The 22,973-nt window shown below is 65.3% G+C and carries 21 protein-coding genes; 14 read left to right on the top strand and 7 right to left on the bottom strand.

From position 1 onward, the window contains the following. From CXQ81_RS02040 to CXQ81_RS02000, 9 genes are all read left to right on the top strand, one after another. A complete protein-coding gene (locus CXQ81_RS02040) occupies positions 1 to 1,113 on the top strand; it encodes a fatty acid desaturase (RefSeq protein ID WP_101336359.1) in 1,113 nt (370 codons plus the stop codon). Then, positions 1,110 to 2,021 carry an S-methyl-5'-thioadenosine phosphorylase gene (gene mtnP / locus CXQ81_RS02035; RefSeq protein WP_007924543.1) on the top strand — a complete coding sequence of 304 codons (912 nt, stop codon included), beginning with the start codon at positions 1,110 to 1,112 and terminating at the stop codon, positions 2,019 to 2,021. Before CXQ81_RS02040 ends, mtnP begins: the two co-directional genes overlap by 4 nt. A gap of 4 nt (positions 2,022 to 2,025) precedes the next feature. Then, positions 2,026 to 2,637: a GDP-mannose pyrophosphatase NudK gene (nudK, locus tag CXQ81_RS02030; RefSeq protein WP_007924545.1), complete on the top strand. Its 612-nt coding sequence runs from the start codon at positions 2,026 to 2,028 to the stop codon at positions 2,635 to 2,637. Next, positions 2,630 to 3,535, top strand: coding sequence for an ABC transporter substrate-binding protein (locus CXQ81_RS02025; protein ID WP_007924547.1), 906 nt, complete (start codon positions 2,630 to 2,632; stop codon positions 3,533 to 3,535). The genes nudK and CXQ81_RS02025 overlap by 8 nt, the downstream gene beginning before the upstream one ends. Then, the gene (locus tag CXQ81_RS02020; RefSeq protein WP_101336358.1) at positions 3,528 to 4,730 is read left to right on the top strand and encodes a sugar MFS transporter; all 1,203 of its coding nucleotides are present in this window, start codon (positions 3,528 to 3,530) and stop codon (positions 4,728 to 4,730) included. The genes CXQ81_RS02025 and CXQ81_RS02020 overlap by 8 nt, the downstream gene beginning before the upstream one ends. Beyond that, positions 4,727 to 5,383, top strand: coding sequence for an HAD family phosphatase (locus CXQ81_RS02015; RefSeq protein WP_101336357.1), 657 nt, complete (start codon positions 4,727 to 4,729; stop codon positions 5,381 to 5,383). Before CXQ81_RS02020 ends, CXQ81_RS02015 begins: the two co-directional genes overlap by 4 nt. A 58-nt stretch (positions 5,384 to 5,441) precedes the next feature. Then, complete coding sequence (locus tag CXQ81_RS02010; RefSeq protein ID WP_101336356.1) at positions 5,442 to 6,344, top strand: LysR family transcriptional regulator; 903 nt, start codon at positions 5,442 to 5,444, stop codon at positions 6,342 to 6,344. Positions 6,345 to 6,474: 130 nt separating this feature from the next. Further along, positions 6,475 to 7,098 (top strand): glutathione S-transferase family protein, encoded by a 624-nt coding sequence (locus CXQ81_RS02005; RefSeq protein ID WP_101336355.1) that lies wholly within the window; start codon positions 6,475 to 6,477, stop codon positions 7,096 to 7,098. Positions 7,099 to 7,163: 65 nt separating this feature from the next. Further along, positions 7,164 to 8,048, top strand: coding sequence for a pyridoxamine 5'-phosphate oxidase family protein (locus CXQ81_RS02000; protein ID WP_101336354.1), 885 nt, complete (start codon positions 7,164 to 7,166; stop codon positions 8,046 to 8,048). Positions 8,049 to 8,136: 88 nt separating this feature from the next. On the opposite strand, the gene CXQ81_RS01995 is transcribed toward CXQ81_RS02000, so the two are convergent. The 7 genes from CXQ81_RS01995 to gmd are packed head-to-tail and all read right to left on the bottom strand — an operon-like array spanning position 8,137 to position 16,243. Next, positions 8,137 to 9,267 (bottom strand): glycosyltransferase family 4 protein, encoded by a 1,131-nt coding sequence (locus CXQ81_RS01995; protein WP_101336353.1) that lies wholly within the window; start codon positions 9,265 to 9,267, stop codon positions 8,137 to 8,139. After that, entirely contained in the window at positions 9,268 to 10,398 is a 1,131-nt protein-coding gene (locus tag CXQ81_RS01990) for a glycosyltransferase family 1 protein (RefSeq protein WP_101339366.1), read from the bottom strand. It lies immediately after the preceding gene. Next, positions 10,382 to 11,758: a glycosyltransferase family 1 protein gene (locus CXQ81_RS01985; RefSeq protein WP_101336352.1), complete on the bottom strand. Its 1,377-nt coding sequence runs from the start codon at positions 11,756 to 11,758 to the stop codon at positions 10,382 to 10,384. Before CXQ81_RS01985 ends, CXQ81_RS01990 begins: the two co-directional genes overlap by 17 nt. Then, a complete protein-coding gene (locus CXQ81_RS01980; RefSeq protein WP_101336351.1) occupies positions 11,755 to 13,029 on the bottom strand; it encodes an ABC transporter ATP-binding protein in 1,275 nt (424 codons plus the stop codon). The genes CXQ81_RS01985 and CXQ81_RS01980 overlap by 4 nt, the downstream gene beginning before the upstream one ends. Continuing rightward, positions 13,029 to 13,826, bottom strand: a complete 798-nt coding sequence (locus tag CXQ81_RS01975; protein WP_007924587.1) for an ABC transporter permease — start codon at positions 13,824 to 13,826, stop codon at positions 13,029 to 13,031. The genes CXQ81_RS01980 and CXQ81_RS01975 overlap by 1 nt, the downstream gene beginning before the upstream one ends. Further along, positions 13,826 to 15,268, bottom strand: a complete 1,443-nt coding sequence (locus CXQ81_RS01970; protein WP_101336350.1) for a mannose-1-phosphate guanylyltransferase/mannose-6-phosphate isomerase — start codon at positions 15,266 to 15,268, stop codon at positions 13,826 to 13,828. Before CXQ81_RS01970 ends, CXQ81_RS01975 begins: the two co-directional genes overlap by 1 nt. Positions 15,269 to 15,271: 3 nt before the next feature. Continuing rightward, on the bottom strand, positions 15,272 to 16,243 hold the full coding sequence (gene gmd / locus CXQ81_RS01965; RefSeq protein WP_007924592.1) for a GDP-mannose 4,6-dehydratase: 972 nt from the start codon (positions 16,241 to 16,243) through the stop codon (positions 15,272 to 15,274). A gap of 830 nt (positions 16,244 to 17,073) precedes the next feature. Here gmd and CXQ81_RS01955 point away from each other — a divergent pair. The 5 genes from CXQ81_RS01955 to CXQ81_RS01935 are packed head-to-tail and all read left to right on the top strand — an operon-like array spanning position 17,074 to position 22,850. After that, positions 17,074 to 18,687 carry a glycosyltransferase gene (locus CXQ81_RS01955; protein ID WP_101336348.1) on the top strand — a complete coding sequence of 538 codons (1,614 nt, stop codon included), beginning with the start codon at positions 17,074 to 17,076 and terminating at the stop codon, positions 18,685 to 18,687. After that, entirely contained in the window at positions 18,687 to 19,991 is a 1,305-nt protein-coding gene (locus tag CXQ81_RS01950; protein ID WP_101336347.1) for a glycosyltransferase, read from the top strand. Before CXQ81_RS01955 ends, CXQ81_RS01950 begins: the two co-directional genes overlap by 1 nt. Beyond that, positions 19,991 to 20,878 carry a methyltransferase domain-containing protein gene (locus CXQ81_RS01945; protein WP_101336346.1) on the top strand — a complete coding sequence of 296 codons (888 nt, stop codon included), beginning with the start codon at positions 19,991 to 19,993 and terminating at the stop codon, positions 20,876 to 20,878. Before CXQ81_RS01950 ends, CXQ81_RS01945 begins: the two co-directional genes overlap by 1 nt. Beyond that, positions 20,875 to 22,032, top strand: a complete 1,158-nt coding sequence (locus tag CXQ81_RS01940) for an acyltransferase (RefSeq protein ID WP_101336345.1) — start codon at positions 20,875 to 20,877, stop codon at positions 22,030 to 22,032. The genes CXQ81_RS01945 and CXQ81_RS01940 overlap by 4 nt, the downstream gene beginning before the upstream one ends. After that, positions 22,026 to 22,850, top strand: coding sequence for a class I SAM-dependent methyltransferase (locus CXQ81_RS01935; protein ID WP_101336344.1), 825 nt, complete (start codon positions 22,026 to 22,028; stop codon positions 22,848 to 22,850). Before CXQ81_RS01940 ends, CXQ81_RS01935 begins: the two co-directional genes overlap by 7 nt. Positions 22,851 to 22,973: the final 123 nt, after the last annotated feature.

The raw sequence follows: 22,973 nt of genomic DNA, 5'->3' as shown, positions 1-22,973 counted from the left end.
ATGGACACCGAGCACATTGTCCTGTTGGGCCTGATCGCTGCTTCGCTGCTGTTGCGCGCGCTGGTGGCGTTCTATTACCGGGATGCGCAGCGGGTGCTGCGCCTGCTCAAGCTGATACCGCGCCTGGAGGGACGGCGGGAGCAGTACTACCGCCCGCTGGATACCTGGTTCGCGCCGCTGCCCTTTGTCTGGACGTGGCTGGATATAGTCGCCGCGGTGCAGGCGGCGTCGATCTACTCGTCGCCGCTGGCCTGGCTGGCCGTGCTGCTGTGGAGCGGCGGGCGCATGCGCGCGTTGCAGGAGTTCGGACACAACGCGGTGCACTTTGCCCTGTGTCGCCACCATGCCTGGCAGTGGTGGCTGAGCAACGTGTTCTACCAGTTCCCGATGTTCAAGCGCGACATGCGCAGCCGGCACCAGACCCACACCCTGGAACACCATCGCCACCCCAACCATCCGCAACTCGATCCCAACCGCGCCCGGGTGCATGCCGGCGGCTATGTGGCGGGCCTGTCGCCCAGCGGTTTCTATGCGCTGTTGCTGTACCCGCTGACCCCCCGCGGGGCCTGGGTCAATCTCACCACCCTGGTGCGCAGCAGCCTGCTCAACCACTCCCGCCTGACCACCCTGGCGCGCTGCCTGAGTGTGGCGGTGGTGGCGGCGTTGCTGTATGCCTTCGGCGGCTGGAAAGGCGTGTTGTTCGGCTGGTTGCTGCCGTTGCTGACGTCCTATCCGGTGTTTGCCTGGATCTCGCTGCTGACCGAGCACCGCTGGTTCATCGAGGGCACCGCGCGCAATCGCCGCGAGCTGGAATACCTGGCGGGCCGGCCCACCGATTACTTCGGGGTTTCCGGCTGGCTGGTGCGGGTATTCATCGCCCCGACGTCCGACGCCTATCACCTGGCGCATTCCCTGTACCCCGGCGTGCGCTGGAACTACCTGCCGGCGATCGACCGGCACCTGAAAATCCACGAACCGCGCTACAGCAGCAACGCCAGCGAAGGGCTGCTGTTGCCTCGCGGCAATGCGCCCACGGCCCTGTCCGAACTCTATGAGCGCCTGGTGTGCACCGAACACGAACCGTCCCCCCTGAAGTCGAGAGGTAGCCTGTGACCCATTCCACTCCAACCCAGCACGTTCAACGTATCGGCATCATCGGCGGCAGCGGCCTGCAACAGCTGCCTGGCCTGCAGGACATTCAGCAAGTGGAATGCACGACGGCCTTCGGCACGCCGTCGTCGCCGCTCACCCTGGGCACGCTCAATGGCGTGCCCGTGGCCTTTGTGCAACGGCATGGCGTGGGGCATGTGATTCCGCCGGCCTCGATCAATGCCCGGGCCAACATCGCCGCGCTGCGCAGCGTCGGTTGCACGCAATTGCTGTCGGTCAGCGCGGTGGGCAGCCTGACCCACGACGCGCCTCCCGGCAGCTTTGTGCTGATCGACCAGTACATCGACCGCACCATCCAGCGGGAAAAAACCTTTTTCGGCCCCGGGCTGGTCGGCCATGTGCCCTTTGGCGAGCCGGTCTGCGCGCGTATGCGTGGCGTGCTCGCCGAGAGTGCCGAGGCCACTGATATCCAGGCGCGCAACGGCGGCACCTACGTGGTCATGGAAGGCCCGCAGTTCTCCACCCGCGCCGAGTCCCACCTGTACCGCCAGTGGGGCGGCACGGTGATCGGCATGACCGCGATGCCCGAAGCCAAGCTGGCCCGCGAGGCCGAGCTTTGCTACGCGATGATTGCCATTCCGACCGATTTCGACTGCTGGCACGAATCCCACGAGCCGGTGAACGCCACCCTGGTGGCGCAACGCATGGCGGACACCTTCAACCTGACCCGGCGCCTGGTGACCGAAGCCGTGACGCGCCTGGGCCAGCATGCCGGTGCCTGCCCCTGCGGTTGCGACCGCGCCCTGGACACCGCGGTGATGACCGCGCCCGAGCACCGGGACCCGCGCATGGTCGAGCGTCTGTTGAGCGTTGCGCCCCATGCCACTCATCTCTCTGCGAGCAAGGAATGAAGCGATGAACCAGGCCATCTCCACCAAGGACCGGGTGCGGATCCATCAGGTCGAAGTGCTTTCGGACAATTGGTACGTGCTGCGCAAGACCACCTACGACTTCCAGGGCCGCGACGGGGTCTGGCGCACCCTGGACCGGGAAACCTACGACCGCGGCAATGGCGCCACCATCCTGTTGTACAGCAGGGCCAAGCAGACGGTGGTGCTGACCCGGCAGTTTCGCTTCCCGGCCTTCGTCAACGAACACGACGGCATGCTGATCGAAACCTGCGCCGGACTGCTGGACAAGGACGATGCACGGACCTGCATCCACAAGGAGACGGAGGAGGAAACCGGCTATCGCATCCGTGAGGTGCGCAAGGTGTTCGAAGCCTTCATGAGCCCGGGGTCGGTCACCGAGCGCCTGCACTTTTTCGTCGGCGAATATTTCGATGAGGACAAGCAAAGCGAGGGTGGCGGCCTGGAACACGAGGGCGAAGAGATCGAAGTGCTGGAGCTGCCGATCGACCGGGCCCTGGCGATGATCGACAGCGGCGAGATCTGCGACGGCAAGACCATCATGCTGCTGCAGTACGCCAAGCTGCATCGGCTGCTGGAGGTCGCCGCCGATGACTGAACTCAACGCCATCAGCTCGATGGAAAACGCCGAGCTGGCCGAATTCATCGCCGGCATCAGCCAGCACATCGGCATGCCGGTGCGCCTGACCCGTTGTTCCACCTCGGAGCTGATCGAGCGCCTGCACAGTGGCAGCGCCGGGGCCTGGGACCTGTTGCTGGGCACGGCGGCCACCGCCTTGCTCGACCCGGCCCTGGCCTGGCAACTGATGCCGCTGACGGACATCGAATTCGCCGGCCTGCCGGACGCCGCGGTGGCCACGGATCGCCGCTGGTTCGCGGCATCGGGTTTTGTCCCGGCCTTCTGTTATGACCCCAAGGTCCTGGCCCGCGAGGGCCTGTCGGTGCCGACCCGCTGGCAGGACCTGACAGGCCCCGAATGGGCCGGGCGCATCGCCTTGCCCGATCCCGCGCGCTCCGGTGCCGGTTACCTGCACCTCAGCGCGTTGCTCGAACATTACGGCGAACCCGCCTGGGCGCTGCTGGCCCAGGTGGCCGGGCATGGCCCTGCGATCAGCGGCTCCTCCACGGCGCCGATCGAGGCCGTCGTGCAGGGGCAGGCCTGGCTGGGGGTGACGGTGTCGACCGCGGCCACCCGCGCTGCCGAACAGCACCCGCAACTGCGCTGGTGCGTGCCCGAAGATGCACGCTGTTATGAGGACGAGGTGTTCGCCTGCCGGGCCGGCTCGCCCAACGCCGCCTATGCGCAGCAGGCGTTGCAATGGATGCTCACCCCGGCCGCGGCGCAGATCAGCCAGCGTTATGGCAAGGTCGTGCCGGGCCAGGCTCACCCGGTCGGCGTGCTGCAACCGCTGGCGGCCTTGCAGGCCAGTCGCGACAAGGCGGCGCGCTGTCGGCATTGGCAGGCGCTGTTTAGCCGGGAGACGGCTCATGGCTGAAGCCGCGCGAGATTCCAGTCAAGCGCTCAGCCGCCAGGAGCAGGTCCGCGAGGCACGCCCGTGGTTTCTTTACCTGCTGTTCGGGCTGTTCGGCGCCCAGCAAGGGTTGCTCGGGCCGATCATGCCGTTCCTGCGCGACACCCTGGCCCTCGACCTCGGTTGGGCCGGCCTGCATTTCGCCGCCTATGCCGCCGGCCTGGCGCTGGTCGGCTGGCCCTATCGCTGGCTGGAACGACGGCTGCGCTCGACGAGCATGAGCACCATTGCCTGCCTTTCGGTGGTTATTGCCAGCAGCCTGTTCGCCCTTGCCGGACACTGGTCGCTGAGCTTGCTCGCCGCCGGGGCGATGGGCCTGTCGGGCGGATTTGTACTGGCGGTGGGGCAGGCGGCCCTGGGCGAGCGTTATCGCGAACAGGCCGCGCCGAGGCTGGTAGAGGCGCACATCGTCGCCGGGTTGTGCGTGCTTGGCGGCGCCCTGCTGGTGGGTGGCATGACCAGCCTGGGCCTGTCCTGGCGCCTGGTGCCAAGCAGCATCGCCGCCGTCGCGCTGCTGGTGACCTTGCTCTCGCTGAGTACCTGGAACGCCCCGGCGACACTCGTCGCCACCGATCAAGCCGGCGAGGGCGGGCAACCGCCGATGAACCGGCGGGTGCAACTGAGCCTGTGGGCCTTGGTACTGCTGGGTATTTCCGCGGAATGGGGCGTCGGTTTCTGGGGCGCGGAATACCTGGCCGTGCATGTCCAGGTCAGCGCCTCGGCCGCGGCCACGCTGATGAGCCTGTATTTTGCCGGCACGGTGTGCGGGCGCCTGGCCAGCCGTTATGCGTTGATCCGCATCAGCCCGTTGCCGCTGCTGGTCGGCGTGATGCTCGGGGCCATCGCCACCCTGGTGCTGCTGTACTTCAGCCAGACCCGGCTGCCGACGGCCTTGTTCATCTTTGTCCTGGGCGCCTGCCTGGGCAATTTCTTCCCGCTGATCCTCGGTTCGGCGATGCGCATCGCGCCCCAGGCCAGCTCGGCCATCAGCGCCCAGGCCTCGCAGGCGGTGGGTGTGGCGCTGTTGCTGGCGCCTTTCCTGCTGGGCCTGCTGTCCTCGCGGATCGGTGTCGAAGCGGCTTTCAGCCTGTTGATCGTCTACCCCTTTCTCATGCTGCCGATCGCCCGCGGTCTGCATTTTTCCGGAGCACGCCCTTGAAGCTTTCTGCCCTGTTGTTCGATCTCGACGGCACCCTCATCGACACCGATGACCTGCACCTCAACGCCTACAACCAGTTGCTGTCGCGCTGGGGAAAATCCATGAGCCTGGATTACTACAAGGCCCACGTGATGGGCTTTCCCGACGACATGATTTTCTCCGGCCTGTTTCCCCATGCCCCTGCGGCGCAGTACCCGGAGCTGGCGGCGCAGAAGGAGGCCATGTTCCGCGCCCAGCTGCGCGAGACCATTCCGGTTCCTGGCGTGCTGCGTACCCTGGATTATGCCCAGGCGGCCGGTATCCCCATGGCGGTGGTGACCAACGCGCCTAGGGAAAACGCCGAAGCCATGCTCCAGGGCCTGGGGATTGCCGAGCGCTTCGATGCGCTGGTGATCGGCGGTGAGCTGGCGCGCGGCAAGCCCGACCCGCTGCCTTACCTGACGGCCTTGCGCTTGCTGGATGCGAGCGCCGATCAGGCGCTGGCCTTCGAGGACTCGCTGGCCGGCGTGCGTTCCGCGGCAGCGGCGGGCATCCACACCTTTGGCATGCTCTCGGGGCTGGAGGAAACTCAGCTTCGCGAGGCGGGTGCGCGGAGTATCATCCGGGACTTCAACGATGAGGCCTTGTGGCAGCGACTCCAGGTCCCTGCCTGAGCCCGGGCGGTCCATGCGGGACGGTGCCGGGGCAGGGCGCCGTACTGCGAGGACCGTCATGGACCGATTCCAGGAAATGCAGGTGTTCATCAGCGTCGCCCAGGAGCAGGGCTTCGCTGCCGCGGCCCGGCGCCTGGGGCTGTCCGCGCCCAGCGTGACCCGCGCGGTGGCGGCGCTGGAGCAGCGTATCGGCACCCAACTGCTGACCCGCACCACGCGCAATGTGCTGCTGACGGAAGCCGGCCAGCGTTACCTGGAAGACAGCCGGCGCATCCTCGCCGAGTTGCAGGACGCCGAGGCCTCGGCCGCCGGCATCCATGCCCTCCCGCGCGGACAACTGACGATCACCGCTCCGGTGCTGTTCGGCGAGCTGTTCGTGACCCCGCTGATGGTGGATTACCTGGAACGCTTTCCCGAGGTCAGCATCAATGCCCTGCTGGTCGATCGGGTGGTGAGCATGGTCGAGGAAGGCATGGACGTCGCGGTGCGCATCGGTGAGTTGCCCGACAGCGGCCAGCACGCGATGCGCGTCGGCGAGGTGCGGCGGGTCATCTGTGCTTCCCCGGCTTTTCTGGCGCGGCATGGGCGGCCGCGGCATCCCCAGGAACTGCGCCAGGCGCCGGTGATTGCGCCGTCGTCCATCGGCCAGTCCAGAAGCTGGCTGTTCGACGCTAACGGAACACCCTTGAATATTCGTCCGGAGCCGCGGCTGGTGGTCACCGCCAACCAGGCGGCGATCAGTGCCGCGTGCCTGGGGCTTGGCCTGACCCGGGTGCTGTCGTACCAGGTCGCGGGCAAGGTGGCGGCCGGCGAGCTGGAGATTATCCTGGCGGAGTTCGAACTGGCGCCGCTGCCGATCCATGTGGTGTATCAGGGCGGGCGCAAGGCCCCGGCGCGGGTGCGCAGCTTCGTCGACTTCGCAGTGCAGGCGCTGCGCGAACATCCGGCGTTGCAGTCGTAGCGCGGATCATTGCGCTGACTGAAATGATGGATTGTGTTTTCTGGTGATTCTGTTGTTTTGACCCGAGAGGGAAGATGGCGTCCGTCAGTGCCGCTCTTGTGAGCCGCACCCCTGCCCAGCGGAGTCTGCCATGCACGCCATCAAGCTCTACAACTTCCCCCGTTCCGGTCATGCCCATCGCGTCGAACTGATGTTGTCGCTGCTGGGGCTGCCTTTCGAGCTGGTCTTCGTCGACCTGGCGAAAGGCGAGCACAAGCAGGCGGACTTCCTGGCGCTGAACGCCTTTGGCCAGGTGCCGGTGATCGACGACCAGGGCGTGGTGCTGGCCGACTCCAACGCGATCCTGGTGTACCTGGCGCGCAAATATGGCCAGGGCCGTTGGCTGCCGAGCGATCCGGTTGGCGCGGCACGGGTCCAGCGCTGGTTGTCGGTGGCGGCGGGGCCGATTGCGTTCGGCCCGGCGGTGGCGCGGCTGATCACCGTATTCGGCGCCCAGCGCAACGCCGAGGAGGCCATTACCCGCTCCCATGCGTTGCTCAAGGTGGTCGAGCAGGAACTGACAGCCAGCCCTTACCTGGCGGGCAGCGAACCGACCATCGCCGATATCGCCGGCTACAGCTACATCGCCCACGCCCCCGAGGGCAATGTGTCGCTGGCGGATTATCCACAGGTCCGCGCCTGGCTGGCGCGCATCGAAGCCTTGCCTGGCTTCGTCGGCATGCCGCGCACCGCGGTGGGTCTGCAAAGCGCCTGAACCTGGCGGCCCGGCACTCTCCGGGCCCGCTGACTGCTGCGTCATCGACGCAGGGGAGCCCCATCATGAACATCGAATCCCCCTGGCATGCAGGCGAAACCCGCCTGCAAGCCCAGGCTGGCGTTGCCGAGCGCATGGACGTCGTCGGGCGCAAGGTGATCCGCAGCGAGATGCCCGACCAGCACCGGCTGTTTTATCAACAGCTGCCGTTCATGCTGCTCGGGGCTGTGGATAACCAGGGCAACCCCTGGGCCAGCGTGCTCGAAGGGGCTGTCGGTTTCGCCCAATCGCCAACCCCCGGGCGGCTAAGGCTCGACAGCCTGCCAGCCGCCGAAGACCCCGCCCAACTGGCGCCGGGCGCGGCCATCGGCCTGCTGGGCATCGAGCTGCACACCCGGCGGCGCAACCGCCTCAACGGGCGGATCGTCGAGCTGGACGACAGCGGTTTTGCCCTGGGGGTCGAGCAGTCCTTCGGCAATTGCCCGCGCTACATTCAGTTGCGTCAGTTCGAGTCGGTGCCGCTGGCCGCGCACCGGCCGGTGCAGCGCCTGAACGCGCTGGATGAAGCGGCGAGGGCGATGATCCGGGGCGCCGATACGTTTTTCGTCGCCAGTTACGTGGAGCTCGAGGGACGGCTCTGGGTCGATGTGTCCCACCGCGGCGGCCCGGCCGGTTTCGTGCGGGTCGAGGGCAACCGCCTGAGCATTCCGGATTTCGCCGGCAACCTGCACTTCAACACCCTGGGCAACCTGCTGCTCAACCCCCGCGCCGGCCTGCTGTTCATCGACTTCAGCCGTGGCGACCTGCTGCAGCTCAGCGGGCGCACTGAAGTCGTGCTCGACGATCCGCAGATCGCCGCCTTCCCGGGCGCCGAGCGCCTGTGGCGCTTCGAGGTCGAGCAACTGGTGCGCCGGCCCGCGGCGCTGGCCTTGCGCTGGCGTCCGACGTAAAAAATCGTAGGAGCGAGGCTTGCCCGCGATAGGGCCGTGGCTGACCCGACACGGTGTTTGCATCGCGAGCAAGCTTCGCTCCTACGGATCAGGCGTAGGACAGGGCTTTTTCCTCCAGCAACTCCTGGTACAGCTCGCTCCACCTTTGGCCCATCTGGTCGGCGGTGAACAGCTGCCGGTAACGGGCCTCGGCCTTGAGGCCCATCCGAGCGGCCTGTTCCGGGTTGTCCCAGAGCTGGCGCATGGCGGCGCGGAAGGCCAGGGGATCGCTGGGCGGCACCACCAGGCCGGTTTCGCCATGGATATTGATGTAGCTGGTGCCGGTGCCGATCTCGCTGGAGATCATCGGTTTGCCGTACATCGCGCCTTCGAGCAACGAGATGCCGAACGCCTCGGAGCGCAGGTGCGAGGGGAAGACGATGGCATAGCTCAGTTGCAGCAGGGCCACCTTGTCTTCATCCCCCAGGCGGCCGAGGAAATGCAGGTTGCGCAGGCCCAGCGCCGCGGCCTGGGCATGCAGTTCGGCCTCCAGCGGGCCGGCGCCGACGATCACCACCGGGTAGTCCACGTCCTTGAGGGCATCGAGCAGGATGTGCAGGCCCTTGTAGTAACGCATCACCCCGACGAACAGGAAAAAACGCTCGCCCAGGCGCTGGCGCCACTGGGCCATGCGTTCGGCGTCGGGCTGTGGATAACCAGCCTTGTTCAGGCCGTAGGGGATGACCCGGGTCTTGTCCGGGAACTGTTGCAGCACATCGCTGGTGTGCAGGTAGTTCGGCGACGCGGCGACGATCCGGTCGACGCTGTGCAGGAAGCGGTTCATCAATGGCCGGTACAGCTTGAGCAGGTGGCGCTGGCGGATGATGTCGGAGTGATAGGTGGCCACGCAGGGCTTGTTCATGCCACTCATGAAATGCACCAGGTCCATGAACGGCCAGGGGAAGTGATAGTTGACCACGTCGGCTTCGGCGGCCATTTCGCGAAACTGCTTGAACACGCTGTAGGAAAAGCCGGTGGAGGCGAACTGGAAATCCAGCTTCGCCTGATGCACCTCATGCTGGCCCACCTTCAGTGCGCCGGAGGAGGGAGTGGGGCTCAGCGTCAGGACCTGGCCGTCGATGCCATAGTGGGCACCGCTTTCGCAGAGCTGGAAGATGACCTGCTCAGTGCCGCCGACCGAGTCAGGCAGGTATGTTTTGTAGAAGTGTAAGACCCGCATTCAGCCTCCCATGGCCTGACGGTAGGCACGCGCGGTGATCCGCGCGCAGCGCCCCCAGGAAAAAAGTCTTGCCTGTTCCAATCCCGCTTCGCGGCACGCCTGCCAATGGCCGTCGTCTTCGATCAGGCGCAGCAGGGCGTGGCGCAAGCCGTCCACATCGTCGGGGTCGACATAGTTGCCGGCCGCACCCGCGACTTCCGGCATCGCCGAACATCGCGTCAGTACCACCGGCGTACCACTGGCCATGGCTTCCAGGACCGGAAGACCAAAGCCCTCGTAACGCGAAGGAAAAACCAGGGCCCTGGCCCCGGCGACCAGCTGTGCCAGCTGTTCGTCCGGCAGGTAGCCCAGCAGGCGCACATGGCCGCTGGCCAGGGCGCTGTACAGCGTTTCGCTGAATTGCCCCTGTTCCCAGCCCGCCATGCCGACGATCAGCAAGGGATAACGCTGGCGCAGGGTTTCCGGCAGCCGGGCATGCGCCAGCAAAGCCAGGGACAGGTTCTTGCGCGGTTCCAGGGTGCCCACGCAGAGCAGATAGCCGTGGGCTTGCAGCCCGTAGGTCGCGAGGCAGGGCTCCAGCTCGGCCGGAGCCCGGGGATGAAAGCGTGGAGCCGCCCCCAGCGGGGCCACGACAAAACGCTCGCGCGGCAGGCCGAAGTAGGCCTGGGCTTCATCGGCGACGAACTGCGAATCGGTCAGGATCACCCGCGCCTGCTCCATGCCCGCGCCCAGGCGTCGCTCGATTTCCTTCAGCCGTGCCGGTGGCTGGGTGGCCGGGTAATGCACATGGGTCAGGTCGTGCAGGGTCATCACGGTCGGCCCCTCGAACGACATCGGCCACAGGCTGGGTTCGTGGTAGAGGTCGATGGTGGCGTGCCGGCCCTGGTCGAAGCGCCGCTGTTCCAGCCAGCGCCGCGCCTGGTAGGCCCCGGGAACCTGGCGCAGCCAGGGGCTGAGCCAGGAATAACCGGGCATCGCGGCAGCCGGCAGTTCACTGCTCCAACCCCAGCCATGGAACAGCGCCAGTTCGAGGCCCGGTTCGCCAGCCAGGGCCGGGGCCAGCTCCGCGACGTAGTGGCCGATGCCGGTACGTGGCGCCTGGAGAATGCGCGCGTTAAGGGCTACACGCATCGTTCATCTCCAGGGCCGCAGGGGCGTTCCGGTGCTGGCGGACAATGCGTTCGATCAACTGGTTGCTGGCGTCGCGCCAAGTCAGCCAACGCCACTCATCCACATCACGGGCTGCGGGGAACACCCCTGTGCGCTCCTGCTGGGTGACCAGCTCGGCCAGGCTCTGCGGATCGTTCAGGTCGAAATAGGCCATGAACTCGCCGCCGATTTCGCGAAATACCGGGATGTCGCTGCCCATGGCGGGCAGGCCACGCTGCATGGCTTCCACCAGGGGCAGGCCGAACCCTTCGACATAGGAGGGGAACACCAGCGCCGTCGCCTTGGAATAGGCGTACTCCAGGCTGTTGTCGTCCAGTGAATTGAACATGAACAGGCGCCGGTTCAACTCCGGGTGCCGGCGAATCCGTTCGATCAGCGCCTCGCATTTCCAGCCGATACGCCCGGCGATGCACAGGCGGGCCTGGGAGCCACTGGCCCAGACACGCTCGAAGGCGTCGAGCAGGAAACCATGGTTCTTGCGTGGTTCGATGGTGCTGACCATCAGGAACACCGGCGCCCGATGCTTGAACAGCTGCGTCAGGTCCGGGTCTATCCGCGAGTTCTCGCTGCACTGATCCAGTTCCGAACCCAGGTGGAAATAGTCGAACCAGCGCTGCGCGACCTGCTCGCGGCCAACCCGGCGGAGCATTTCCGCGTGCACCTGATCGCGGATGGTCGCGGAGATCGCCACGTAGCCGTCGGCGGTGCGGGCTATCCAGTCGAACCAGTGGTTGAACACCCGGACCAGCCCGGCGTCGCAGAACTGCGGATGGGTCAGGGGGATCAGGTCGTAGATCACCGAAACTATTCCCACGCCGTCACGCTTGAGCTGTTCGGCCAAGGGGAAAAAGTCGGCGTGCCACGACGAGTCCAACAGCACCAGTTGATCGCCCGGTTGATGTTGCAGCGGCACACAACGCTGGGGAATTTCCTCCACGTTCACCAAGCGGTTGCACAGGCGCAGGGGGATGCTGAGAAAGGCAAAGGCCGTCAGGCGGCACGCGATGTAGAGCAAGCGCCGGGCGATGTATGAATCGGCAAAGGGTTTGCGGCGTTCCAGAGTCCGGTGGCGCAGCCAGAAAACGTTAGCGATCTGCTCCAGGCGTACCCGCAGGCTCATCAGGTCCCAGCGCCGGGTCGGCAGTGGCTTGAGGCTCAGAACCCGATACAGCTTGCCGCCGAGCATCGCCACCGGAATGCATTCCACCGCGCTGCTGGCCGCGGGCAACTCGCGGATGACGTTGCGCACCACGCGCTGGATGCCTGAGTTGGTTTCGGGGTGTTCGAACACATAGGTGCATTCGATCAACAGGCGGCTCATGGTTCCACCTGCTGGCTGATTGGCTGGACGGGCTCCACGGAGCCCGGGAGGGTGCGCTCGATACTGGTCCGCGCCTGCAACCAGGAGCAGCCGACAAAGTCTTCCTGGCGGTTATTGATGACGTGGAAGACCAGGCCGTAGTCGCGCCATTCGAAGTTGCGATCCAGGTGCGAATCCAGCCGCGACAGGCTCAGGGCCACCGAGTAGTTGCCCTTGCCCAGGCCCATGGTGAAGGCGAAGCGGAAGGTGACCTTTTCGCCGGCGCTCAAGTCGGTCAGGGCCTGGTCCAGGCGATGGGTGTTGATGCCATACATGGGCTGGCCGAGACGGTCCTTGATCATGAAGCCCAGCACCAGCCGTTCGATGTCCTGGCGCACCTCGACCTGTACTTCCAGCACCACCGGCTGGCCGACTTCGGCCATCTCGATCGAACGCTCGCGTTCGTCGCGCAGGTGCACGCTGAGGATCGCGGCTTCGCCGGTGCCGGAAATGGTCCGTACCTGGCCGTTGGCGAGCATTTCCTGGCGCACCGTCTGGCCTTCGCGTTCGGCGAGCATGGCGTTGTAGTAGTCCATCACCTCTTCCGGCTTGCCGTGCATGGCTACGCGGCCCTGCTCGAGCAGGATCGCGGTGTCGCAGATCGACTGGATCGCCGAGCGGTCGTGGGACACGATCAGCAGGGTGGTGCCGGCGCGGCGGAAGCTGCGGATGCGCTCGAAACTCTTGTGCTGGAAGTAGGCGTCGCCCACCGACAGCGCTTCGTCGACGATCAGGATGTCCGGGCGCCGGGCCGTGGCCACGCTGAACGCCAGGCGCATCTGCATGCCGCTCGAATAGGTGCGTACCGGATGATCGATGGCCTCGCCGATCTCGGCGAAGGCTTCGATTTCCGCCATCAGGGCCTGGATTTCCTCGACCTGCATGCCCAGCAGCTGGCCGGCCATGACCGCGTTCTGGCGCCCGGTGAAGTCCGGGTGAAAGCCCATGCCCAGCTCCAGCAACGCCGCTACCCGACCCCGCAGGTGGATCTCGCCGCAGGTCGGCTGGGTGGTGCCGGTGATCATTTTCAGCAAGGTGCTTTTGCCGGCGCCGTTGACCCCGACTATGCCCACGGCCTGGCCCGGCTCGATCTCGAAGTCGACGCCCTGCAGCACCCAGTGCAGGTGATGGCGCGGCCTGGAAAACGGAATCATCCATTCGAACAGCCGGCTCCAGCGGTTCGGGTACTGCTTATAGGCCTTGCCCAGGCCGGTGACGCGTATATGTCCCATCAGAGCTCATCCACCATTTCACCGACGCGCTGGCGGAAAAGCCGCAGCCCCATGCCACAGAACAGCAGGCTGATCACCAGCATCGGGGTCAGCGAACTCCATTGCGGCCACTGGTCGTACAGGAACAGGTTCTGGTAGCTGTGCATCAGCGCGGTCAGCGGGTTGAGCGCCAGCAGGCGCTGGATCGACTCGGGCAGGATGCTGATGGGGTAGACGATGGGGGTCAGCCAGAACCAGAACTGCAGGAAGATGCCGAAGAACTGCGCTACATCGCGGAAGAATACGTTCAGCACCCCGAGGATCATCCCCAGGCCGGTGCAGAACAGCACTTGCAACAGCAGCAGCGGGATCAGCGCCAGCAGCGCCAGGCCCGGCAGGCGCCCGGTGATCAGCAGGAAGCCGAGGAACAGGCCGAGGATGATCGCGAAGTTGATGCCGGCGTTGAGCAGCACGATCACCGGCAGGCAGATGCGCGGGAAGCTGATCTTCTTCAGCAGGTTGGCGTTTTCCAGGAACATGCTCTGGCTACGCAGGGTCAGCTCGGAAAACAGGCCCCAGGTCAGCAGCCCGGCACAGAGGTAGACGCTGTAGGCCAGGCCGTCCTCGACCCCCGGCAGGCGGGCGCGCATCACTTGGGAAAAGATCACCGTGTAGACGACGATCATCGACAGCGGGTTGAGCACGGTCCACAAGGCGCCGAACAGCGAGTTGCGATAACGCGCCTGGAACTCCCGTTGCACGCTGCCGAGGATGAAGCCCCGGTAGCTGCGCAGCGAGCGGTACAGATTGAGCAGCATCAGGCTGTCCTGCCGTATTGGTCTTCGAAACGGACGATGTCGTCCTCGCCCAAGTATTCGCCGCTCTGCACTTCGATGATGACCAGGTCGATCACCCCCGGGTTCGCCAAGCGGTGCTTGTGCCCGGCGGCGATGAAGGTGGATTCGTTGCTGTTGACCAGATGCGAGCCGTCGCCGTTGTTGGTGACCATGGCCGTGCCCTGGACCACCACCCAATGCTCACTGCGGTGGTGATGCATCTGCAGCGACAGCGTGGCGCCCGGCTTGACCACGATCTTCTTGATCTTGAAGCCCGGGCCTTCCTCCAGCACGGTGTAGCTGCCCCAGGGGCGACTGACCGTGCGGTGCAGGCGATAGGATTCGTGGTTGCGATCCTTGAGCTGCCTGGCCACCTGGCGCACGTCCTGGGCGCGGTCGGCGTGGGCCACCAGAATGGCGTCGGCGGTCTCGACCACGATCAGGTTGTCGACGCCCACCGTGGCAATCATCCGGCCTTCGCTCTGCACGAAGTTGCCGTGGCTGTCGATGAACAGGGCTTCGCCGGTGGCGCGGTTGTCCTGGGCATCGGCGTCGACCAGGGCGCTGATCGCGCCCCAGGAGCCGATGTCGCTCCAGTCGAACCGGGCGGGCACGACCGCGACCTGGTCCGAGACTTCCATCAGCGCATAGTCGATGGAGATGTCCGGCATCCTGGCGAAATGCTCCGTGGACAATTCATGCTGGATGATGTTGCCGGTCTCCACCGGCGTGCTCGCGGCCAGGCAGGCGCGGCCCTGTTCCAGCAGCTCGGGGGCGTGCTGTTGCAGCTGCTCCAGCAGCGTGGCGACGGTGAAACAGAACAGGCCCGAATTCCACAGGAACCGGCCGCTTTCCAGGTAGCCCAGGGCAGTCTTCAGGTCGGGTTTTTCCACGAAACGCAGCACCCTGGCGGCACCGTTATCGTCGAGGGCGTCGCCTGACTCGATATAACCGAAGCCGGTTTCCGGGGCGTTCGGCGTGACGCCGAAGGTGACCAGGTGCCCGGTTTCAGCCAGTTGCGCGGCGTGGGCGACCGCGCTTTTGAAGGCTTCTTCGTTGCGGATCAGGTGGTCGGCCGGCATTACCATCATGGTCACCTGGTCGCCGTGCCGAGCCTGCAGGGCCAGGGCCGCGGCGGCGATGGCCGGAGCGGTGTTGCGGCCCGAGGGTTCGAGGATGAAATGCCCGTGATGCCGATCCAGCCTGGCGGCCAGGAAGTGATCCTTGCTTTGAAAGAAGTGGTCGCGGTTGGTCACCGTGACGATATCGCCGCTACCGGCCAGCAACCCGGCGGCGCGGCGGTAGGTCTTGCCCAGCAGGCTCTGGCCGTCGGGCAGGAGCATGAAGGGCTTGGGATGGCCTTCGCGCGAAACCGGCCACAACCGGGTCCCGGCACCGCCGGAAAGAATCACTGGAATCAGCATGCCTTACTCCTTGGCGACGCGTTTCATGTCCGCATCCATCATCATGCGGATCAGGGTTTCCAGATGGGTCTTGGGTTTCCAGCCGAGCACCCGTTGGGCCTTGGCCGGGTTGCCCAACAGCACGTCGACTTCCGCGGGGCGGAAGAACGCCGGGTCGATTTTCACGTAGTCACGGTAGTTCAGGCCGACGTGTTCGAAGGCGATCTGGCACATCTCGCGCACGGTGGTGGTGACGCCGGTGGCCACCACGTAATCATCGGCCTTGCCCTGTTGCAGCATCAGCCACATGGCTTCGACATAGTCGCCGGCGAATCCCCAGTCGCGCTTGGCGTCGATGTTGCCCAGGCGCAGCTCCTGCTGCTTGCCCTGCTTGATCCGGGCGGCGGCATCGGTGACCTTGCGGGTCACGAACTCGATGCCACGCAGGGGCGATTCGTGGTTGAACAGGATGCCGCTGCTGGCATGCAGGCCGAAGCTCTCGCGGTAGTTCACGGTGATCCAGTGCCCGTAGAGCTTGGCCACGCCGTAGGGGCTGCGCGGGTAGAACGGGGTATTTTCGTCCTGCTGCTCGGCCTGGATCAGGCCGAACATTTCGCTGGTGGAGGCCTGGTAAAAGCGGGTGTGCGGGCTGAACTGGCGGATCGCCTCGAGCAGGTGTGTCACGCCCAGCCCGTCGACGATACCGGTGGTCACCGGCTGGTCCCAGGAGGCGGCGACAAAGCTTTGCGCCGCCAGGTTGTAGAGTTCGTCGGGCGCCGCCTTGATCACCGCCCGTTGCACGGAGCAGGCGTCGGCCATGTCGCCATCCAGGTAGCGGATCTCGCCCTCGATGCCCATCTCACGCAAGCGCCAGCGCGAGTCGCTGCTGCGTCGCGCCACCAGTCCGTGAACCTGATAGCCCTTGTCCAGCAGCAACTTGGCCAGATAGGCGCCGTCCTGCCCCGTAATCCCTGTGATCAGTGCACTTTTTGTCATTCTTGTAGTACCCGTGACTCCCAGTCGGACAGGATCGCCCGCAGGGATTGTTGTATAGGTGTTTCAGGCGCCCATCCGCTGTTCAGCCGCTCGCCATGGCCACCATGGACGCAACGCGATGCTGTCCGCCATGGACGGGCAGGGGGCTGGAGCGCGATGGTGGAGGCCGGGGCAAGCGGGGTCAGAGGCTCGAGCAGGGGGCGGATGTTGTTGCGCTGGCCAGTCAGGTGGATCGCCGAGTCGGGTGACCGGGGTAACGGGCGCTGGAAGTTTTGCTGGGCGCTCGGGCCATGGGAGGAGGCAGGCAGCGACCTCCGGCCTGAGCCGATGCTGCTCAAGCGGGATTGGGTGTGACGACCCATGAATCCATTCAGGCCCGTTACAAACAGACGCTTCTTCAAGCGGCAGTCCCCTCATCACGAACTTGCGCGAAATCCCGGGCTTAAATGCGGGAAAATTCAGGAACTTCCGAAAAGTATCGAGAATGGCCTGCCACGCGAAGTTATTGTTGTAGTTATTTGGCAATCAATCTGTGCCAATTGCGCGGCAATTTCAATAAGTCCTATCGTGACCGGTAAGTTCTCCTTTTTGAGCATAGGAAAAATCTCTCCGGTAGGTTCCCGAACATTCGATGGATGTGTTTAGAATGCCTTTCGTCTCGACCCAAACGATCAGAAGCGGCTGTCTTTAGCCGCTGGAAACTGACCAATAGAACAAGAACGTAGACGGGCATGAGAACGATGGATGCACGCCCACAACACAGGCGTGGCGCCATGGCTCTACCGTCATTGTGTGAAGGTGCCAGGACGGCGGCTTCATCGTGAGATGCCATGAATTTCATTCTTTATTCGGATGTTAACGACGGCTCCATCAGCCAGAGCCTCGGGCGTCCGGAATACAGCTATTACTTCGTGCTCAAGGCCTACCGCCCGGTGCTGGAAAGCCTTGGGCGCGTGCATGTGGTACAGACGCCGGCCGAGGTTGACCGGCTGTATCACGAACTGCGGCTCAAGGGCGAAGACTGCCTGTTTCTTTCGTTCACCCCACCCCAGAAAACCCCGGTCGACCTGGACTGCCCGACCCTGTGCGTGGTGGCCTGGGAGTTCGATTCGATCCCCCACGAATACTGGGATAACGACCCGCACCAGGACTGGAGCCGCACCCTTGGCCGCCATGGCCGGGTGATCACCCTGTCCAGCCATACGGCCCGTGCGGTGCGTCGGGTGCTGGGTGAGCATTTTCCGGTGCTGGTGCTGCCTACCCCGTTGTGGGAGCGCTTCGATGGCGTCCGCGGGCAATACCCCAATGTGCCGGTCAACGCCGGCACCACCCTGCAGATCAAGGGCTGCATCATCGACAGCCGGACGCTGGGGCTTTGCGCCGATGGCCTGATCGCGCCGGTACTGGAAGAGGTGCCACCGCCTCCTGCTCCAGTCGAAGTCGAGGCCGAAATCGTCGAAGCCCCGCCACTGACCGCCAGGCGCCGGCTGTTCATCGCCAAGCACTATCTGCGCGAATGGTATCGGGCGCTGGCCGGCGGCGAATGGCGCCGGCCGCTGTTCATCAGCAAGCACTATGTTCGCGAATGCTACCGCGAGGGGTTGCGCGACCGGGTCCCCGCGCGCCTGCGGGCGCTGATGGCGAAATCGAGACCGGAGCACGCGGCAGCGCTGCCCGTCGTCCTGCCGGCACCCGCGCCTGAGCCGGAACACCCCCAGGCCGTCCTCCCGGCCACCGACCAGCAGGTGGAGTTCCAGGTCGATGGCGTGGTCTATGTCAGCGTGTTCAACCCCGACGACGGCCGCAAGAACTGGCATCAACTGATTACCGCGTTCTGCTGGGCGATGCGCGACACCGAAGACGCCACCCTGGTGTTGAAGATGACCCAGAACGACCTGTCGACCTATTACGTCGAAATGCTGACCCTGCTGTCGCAGCTGTCACCGTTCAGCTGCCGGGTGGTGGCCATGCACGGCTATCTGGACGACGAGCAATTCGCAAGGCTGTACGGCGCGGCCAGTTTCTACGTCAACGCCTCGCGGTGCGAAGGCCTGTGCCTGCCGCTGATGGAGTTCATGGCCTGCGGCAAGCCGGTGATCGCGCCGCTGCACACGGCCATGCTCGATTACATCGACGAGGACGTGGCCTTCATCGTCAAGTCCAGCCAGGAGCCGGCGATCTGGCCGCAGGACTCGCGCATCCTGTTTCGCACCCTGCGTCACCGCCCGGATTGGGGCTCGTTGAAAACCGCTTACCAGGACAGTTACCGCATGGCCAAGGAAAACCCCGCGGGGTACCAGTCGATGTCCCTGGCCGCGGCCCGGCGCATGCAGGAGTACAGCAGCTTCGCCAGCGTCCAGGGGCGCCTGCGGGAGTTCTTCGCCCTGACCCCGCTGACCGAGGCCGGTGGCGCGTCCTCCCTGGCCGTGGCGGGTAACGCCTGATGCTGATCCTCATCCATTCGGAAACCAACAAGAGCAACATTCAGCAGAACCTGGGCCGTCCCGAATACAGCTACTACTTTGTGCTCAAGGAGTTCCGGCCGGTACTGGAACGCCTGGGCCAGGTGCTGGAGGTCAGCAACCCCGACGAGCTGGTGGACCGCCTGTATTTCGACTGCCAGAGCCGCGGCGAGGCGTGCATCTTCCTGTCGTTCTCGCCGCCCCATCGCACGCCCAACCATTACGCTTGCCCGACCATCCCGGTGTTCGCCTGGGAGTTCAGCACCATTCCCACCGAAAGCTGGCAGGGCGAGCCGCGCCATGACTGGCGGCTGGTCCTGGGCACCGCGGGCGCGGCGATCACCCATTCCAGCTTTACCGTGCGAGCGGTGCGCGAGGTGATGGGCGAGGACTACCCGATCTGCGCGATCCCGGCCCCGGTCTGGGATCGCTTCGCCCGCCGTGGCGAGCAACTGGGCAAGCAGCCACGGGCGGCCCGGGTGACCCTCAACCTGCACGGGCTGCTGCTCGACAGCCGGACCCTGGACCTGAGTGCCTACGGCCCTGGCATGCTGCACGAAGGCATGCCGCTGGCGCTCGATGCCACGGCCCGCGACTGCCAGCTGCTGCTCGACGGGGTGGTCTACACCTCGGTGTTCAACCCCTACGACGGGCGCAAGAACTGGCAGGACATGATCAGTGCGTTCTGCACCACCTTTCGCGACTGTGCCGACGCCACCCTGGTGCTGAAACTGACCCACCACGATATCGGCAACGCGCTGGCCGACATGCTGCACCACCTCTACAAGAACCAGTCCTACCAGTGCCGGATCGTGCTGATCCACGGCTTTTTGTCCGACCCGGACTACGAGCGGCTGGTGGAGGCCACCCGCTATGTGGTCAATTCCTCGTTCGGCGAAGGGCAGTGCCTGCCGCTGATGGAGTTCATGTCCTGCGGCAAGCCGGCGGTGGCGCCGTGCAACACCGCAATGGCCGACTACATCGACCCCGACAACACCTTCATCGTCGACTCCACCGACGAGTTGACCGCCTGGCCCCACGATCCGCGGGCCGCCTACCGGACCCTGCGCTACATCACCAATTGGGATTCATTGTGCTCGGCCTATCGCGCCAGCTACGACGTTGCCCTGCAGGACCCCGAGCGTTATGCGCGCATGTCGAGCCATGCGGTCGAAAGCCTGCGGCGCTTCTGTAGCCAGGCCACGGCCGAACAGCGCCTGGGCGAGTTCTTCCAGCAGGTGCTGGAGCGGCGCAAGGCGTCTGCGACCCCCGGGCTTCCCGCGTGATGCGGGCGTTTCTGCGGCGTTTGCGCAGGGGCGCGCCGTTGCCTGCGCCGCTGCTGGCCGAAGCGCCCAGGCCTGCGGTTTCTCCCCGCGATTGCGGCTTGCGCGACGCCATGCTCGATGGCTGGTTCCGTTCCGCAACCGGCGAGCTGCTCAAGGGCTTTGCCATCAGCGCCGACGACACCCTGCTCGATGTCGGTTGCGGCGAAGGCGTGGCGACGCTGTTCGCCATGCGCCAGGGCGCTTCGGTGATTTTCACCGACAGCGAGTTCGACAAGGTGAGCGACCTGGCCCGGCAAGTCGCCGAGCAATCGGACGTGCCCGCCCTGGGGCTGGTCAGCAACAGCCTGCCGTTGCCGCTGGCCCAGGGCTGCGCGAGCAAAGTGGTGTGCATGGAAGTGTTGGAGCACATCGAACAGCCCGAGCCGTTCCTCGCCGAGCTGGTGCGCATGGGCCGTCCCGGCGCGCAGTACCTGATCAGCGTTCCGGACCCGGTGGGCGAGCATTTGCAGAAGGGCATCGCGCCGCCCGGCTACTACCGCGCGCCGAACCATGTGCAGGTGTTTTCCCGCGAAGGCTTTGGCCAGATGATCGAGGACGCCGGGCTGGTCATCGAACATCGGCAGGCCACGGGCTTTTTCTGGGTCATGGGCATGATCTTTTTCTGGGCCAGCGAACGGGCCGCCGGACGCGAGCCGCCGGGCGCCGTGCGCGACCGCATCCAGGCGCCGTACCCGGCGCTGATGGAAGGCTGGGCGCGGACCTGGGAGGAGCTGCTGGCGCAACCCGACGGGCTGGCGATCAAGCAGGTGCTCGATGGCTTCATGCCGAAAAGCCAGGTCATCATTGCCCGCAAGCCGCTGTCCGGCGCCGTGGCTGAGCCGTCTTGAACGACAAGCGGATCATGGACATCGAGCTGCTGCGGGGCATCGCGGTGCTGGGCGTGGTGTTCCATCATCTGCAAGGCAATCTGTTTCCAGGCGGGCTCGCCTGGTTGGGCAGCGTCGCCGCCTACGGCCAGTTCTGGTGGGGCGTGGACCTGTTTTTCGCCATCTCCGGTTTTGTCATCGCCCGTAGCCTGATCCCGCAGCTGCGCGCCTGCACCAGCGCCGCGCAGTGTTGGCAACGGACCCGCGACTTCTGGATTCGCCGCGCCTTCCGCCTGCTGCCCTCGGCCTGGTTGTGGCTGCTGCTGATGTTGCTGGCGAGCCTGTTCCTCAATCGTTCGGGGGCCTTCGGTAGTCTGCACGCCAACCTGTGGGCGACGGTTGCCGGCCTGTTGCAGTTCGCCAATTTCCGTTTCGCCGACAGTTTTTTCCACTACGAGTACGGCGCCAGTTTCGTCTACTGGAGCCTGTCGCTGGAGGAGCAGTTCTACCTGTTGCTGCCGCTGCTGGTGCTGTTGTGTCGCAGGTACCTGGCCTGGGTGTTGCTGGCGCTGGTGGTCGTGCAACTGGTGAGCTTGCGCTCGGTGCTGTTGATGTTCATCCGCACCGACGCCATGGCCCTCGGCGTGCTGTTGGCGCTGTGGACAGCCCGATCCAGCTACTGGCACTGGGAGCCGGAGTGGCTGGGGCGGCATCCCGGGCTCGGCCCGTTGCTGCTGATCCTCTCCTGCCTGGGCATGGGCTGGCTGGCCACCGATGGGTTCCATGCGACTTTTTATCGGGTCGGCGCCCTGGCGCTGCTCTGCGCGCTGCTGGTGTGGATCGCTTCCTACGACCGCGACTACCTGTTACCCCGCGGCCCGCTGAAAAACCTGCTGGCCTGGGTCGGCAGTCGTTCCTACGGGATCTACCTGATCCATATCCCGGTGTTTCTGCTGGTCCGCGAAGCCTGGTTCCGCCTGGCGCCCCTGGGCACGACCGGGCTGAACGACCAGCCGCTGCTGGCGCTGGCCTGCGCCCTGGGCCTGCTGCTGTTGCTGAGCGAACTCAACTACCGTGTCATCGAGTTGCCCCTGCGCAATCGGGGCGCCGAGCTGGTGCAACGCCTGGGCACATCCCGTTCTCCCGTTCCTTCCACTGGAGTCACTTCATGCTGAGCCTTCTGAAAAAACTCACGGCGAGCGCTCCTGCGGCCGTAGCGCCCGACGCACCGCCGCCGGCCAAGGTCGATCCGTACATGCTGGGCCTGCAGGACGCCATGCTCAGCGGCTGGTTCAACCAGGAAAACGGCGAGCTGTTCACCGGCTTTCCGGTGACGGCCGAGGACACCCTGCTGGACGTTGGCTGTGGTGACGGCGGCAACGTGCATTACTGCGCGATGCGCGGGGCGAAGATCATCATTGCCGACATCGACGCGGCCAAGGTCGAGGCGACGCGCCAGCGCCTGAGCGATACGCCGGCCCGCGGCGTGGAATGCCATGTCACCGACTGCAACCCGCTGCCGATTGCCGACGGTACCGCCAGCCGGGTGGTGTCCACCGAGGTCATCGAGCATGTGGACGATCCGGCGCAGTTTCTCTGCGAGCTGGTGCGGGTCGGCCAGCCGGGCGCGCTGTACCTGTTGAGCGTGCCGCACCCGAGCTCCGAGGACCTGCAAAAGGACATCGCCGCGCCGGAGTATTTCCAGAAGCCCAACCATATCCGCATCATCAGCGAAGAGCAGTTCAAGCAGATGGTCGGCGACGCCGGGCTGGAGGTGCTGAGCCATAGCCAGTACGGCTTCTACTGGTCGATGTGGATGCTGCTGTTCTGGGAAGCCAAGGTCGAATTCAGCAACCCCGACCACCCGTTGCTCGACCAATGGGCCAGCACCTGGCAGACCATCCTCAACTCGCCGCGCGGGGTGCAGATCAAGCACGCGCTGGACGCCGTGGTCGCCAAGAGCCAGGTCATCATCGCCCGCAAGCCGGCCTGAACCGGTTCCTGTAGCCGCTGCCGCAGGCTGCGATAAGGCCGCAGGCCTTCGGCGATCTTGTGGCCTTGCGCGCCCTTCGGTCGCGATCGTCCGAACGCGGCCCGAGCCTGCGGCAGCGGCTAC

Origin of the sequence: Pseudomonas sp. 09C 129 (genome assembly GCF_002843625.1) — a bacterium.
Taxonomy (GTDB): Bacteria; Pseudomonadota; Gammaproteobacteria; order Pseudomonadales; family Pseudomonadaceae; genus Aquipseudomonas; species Aquipseudomonas chlororaphis.
This window is presented reverse-complemented; position numbering and strand designations above follow the sequence as displayed.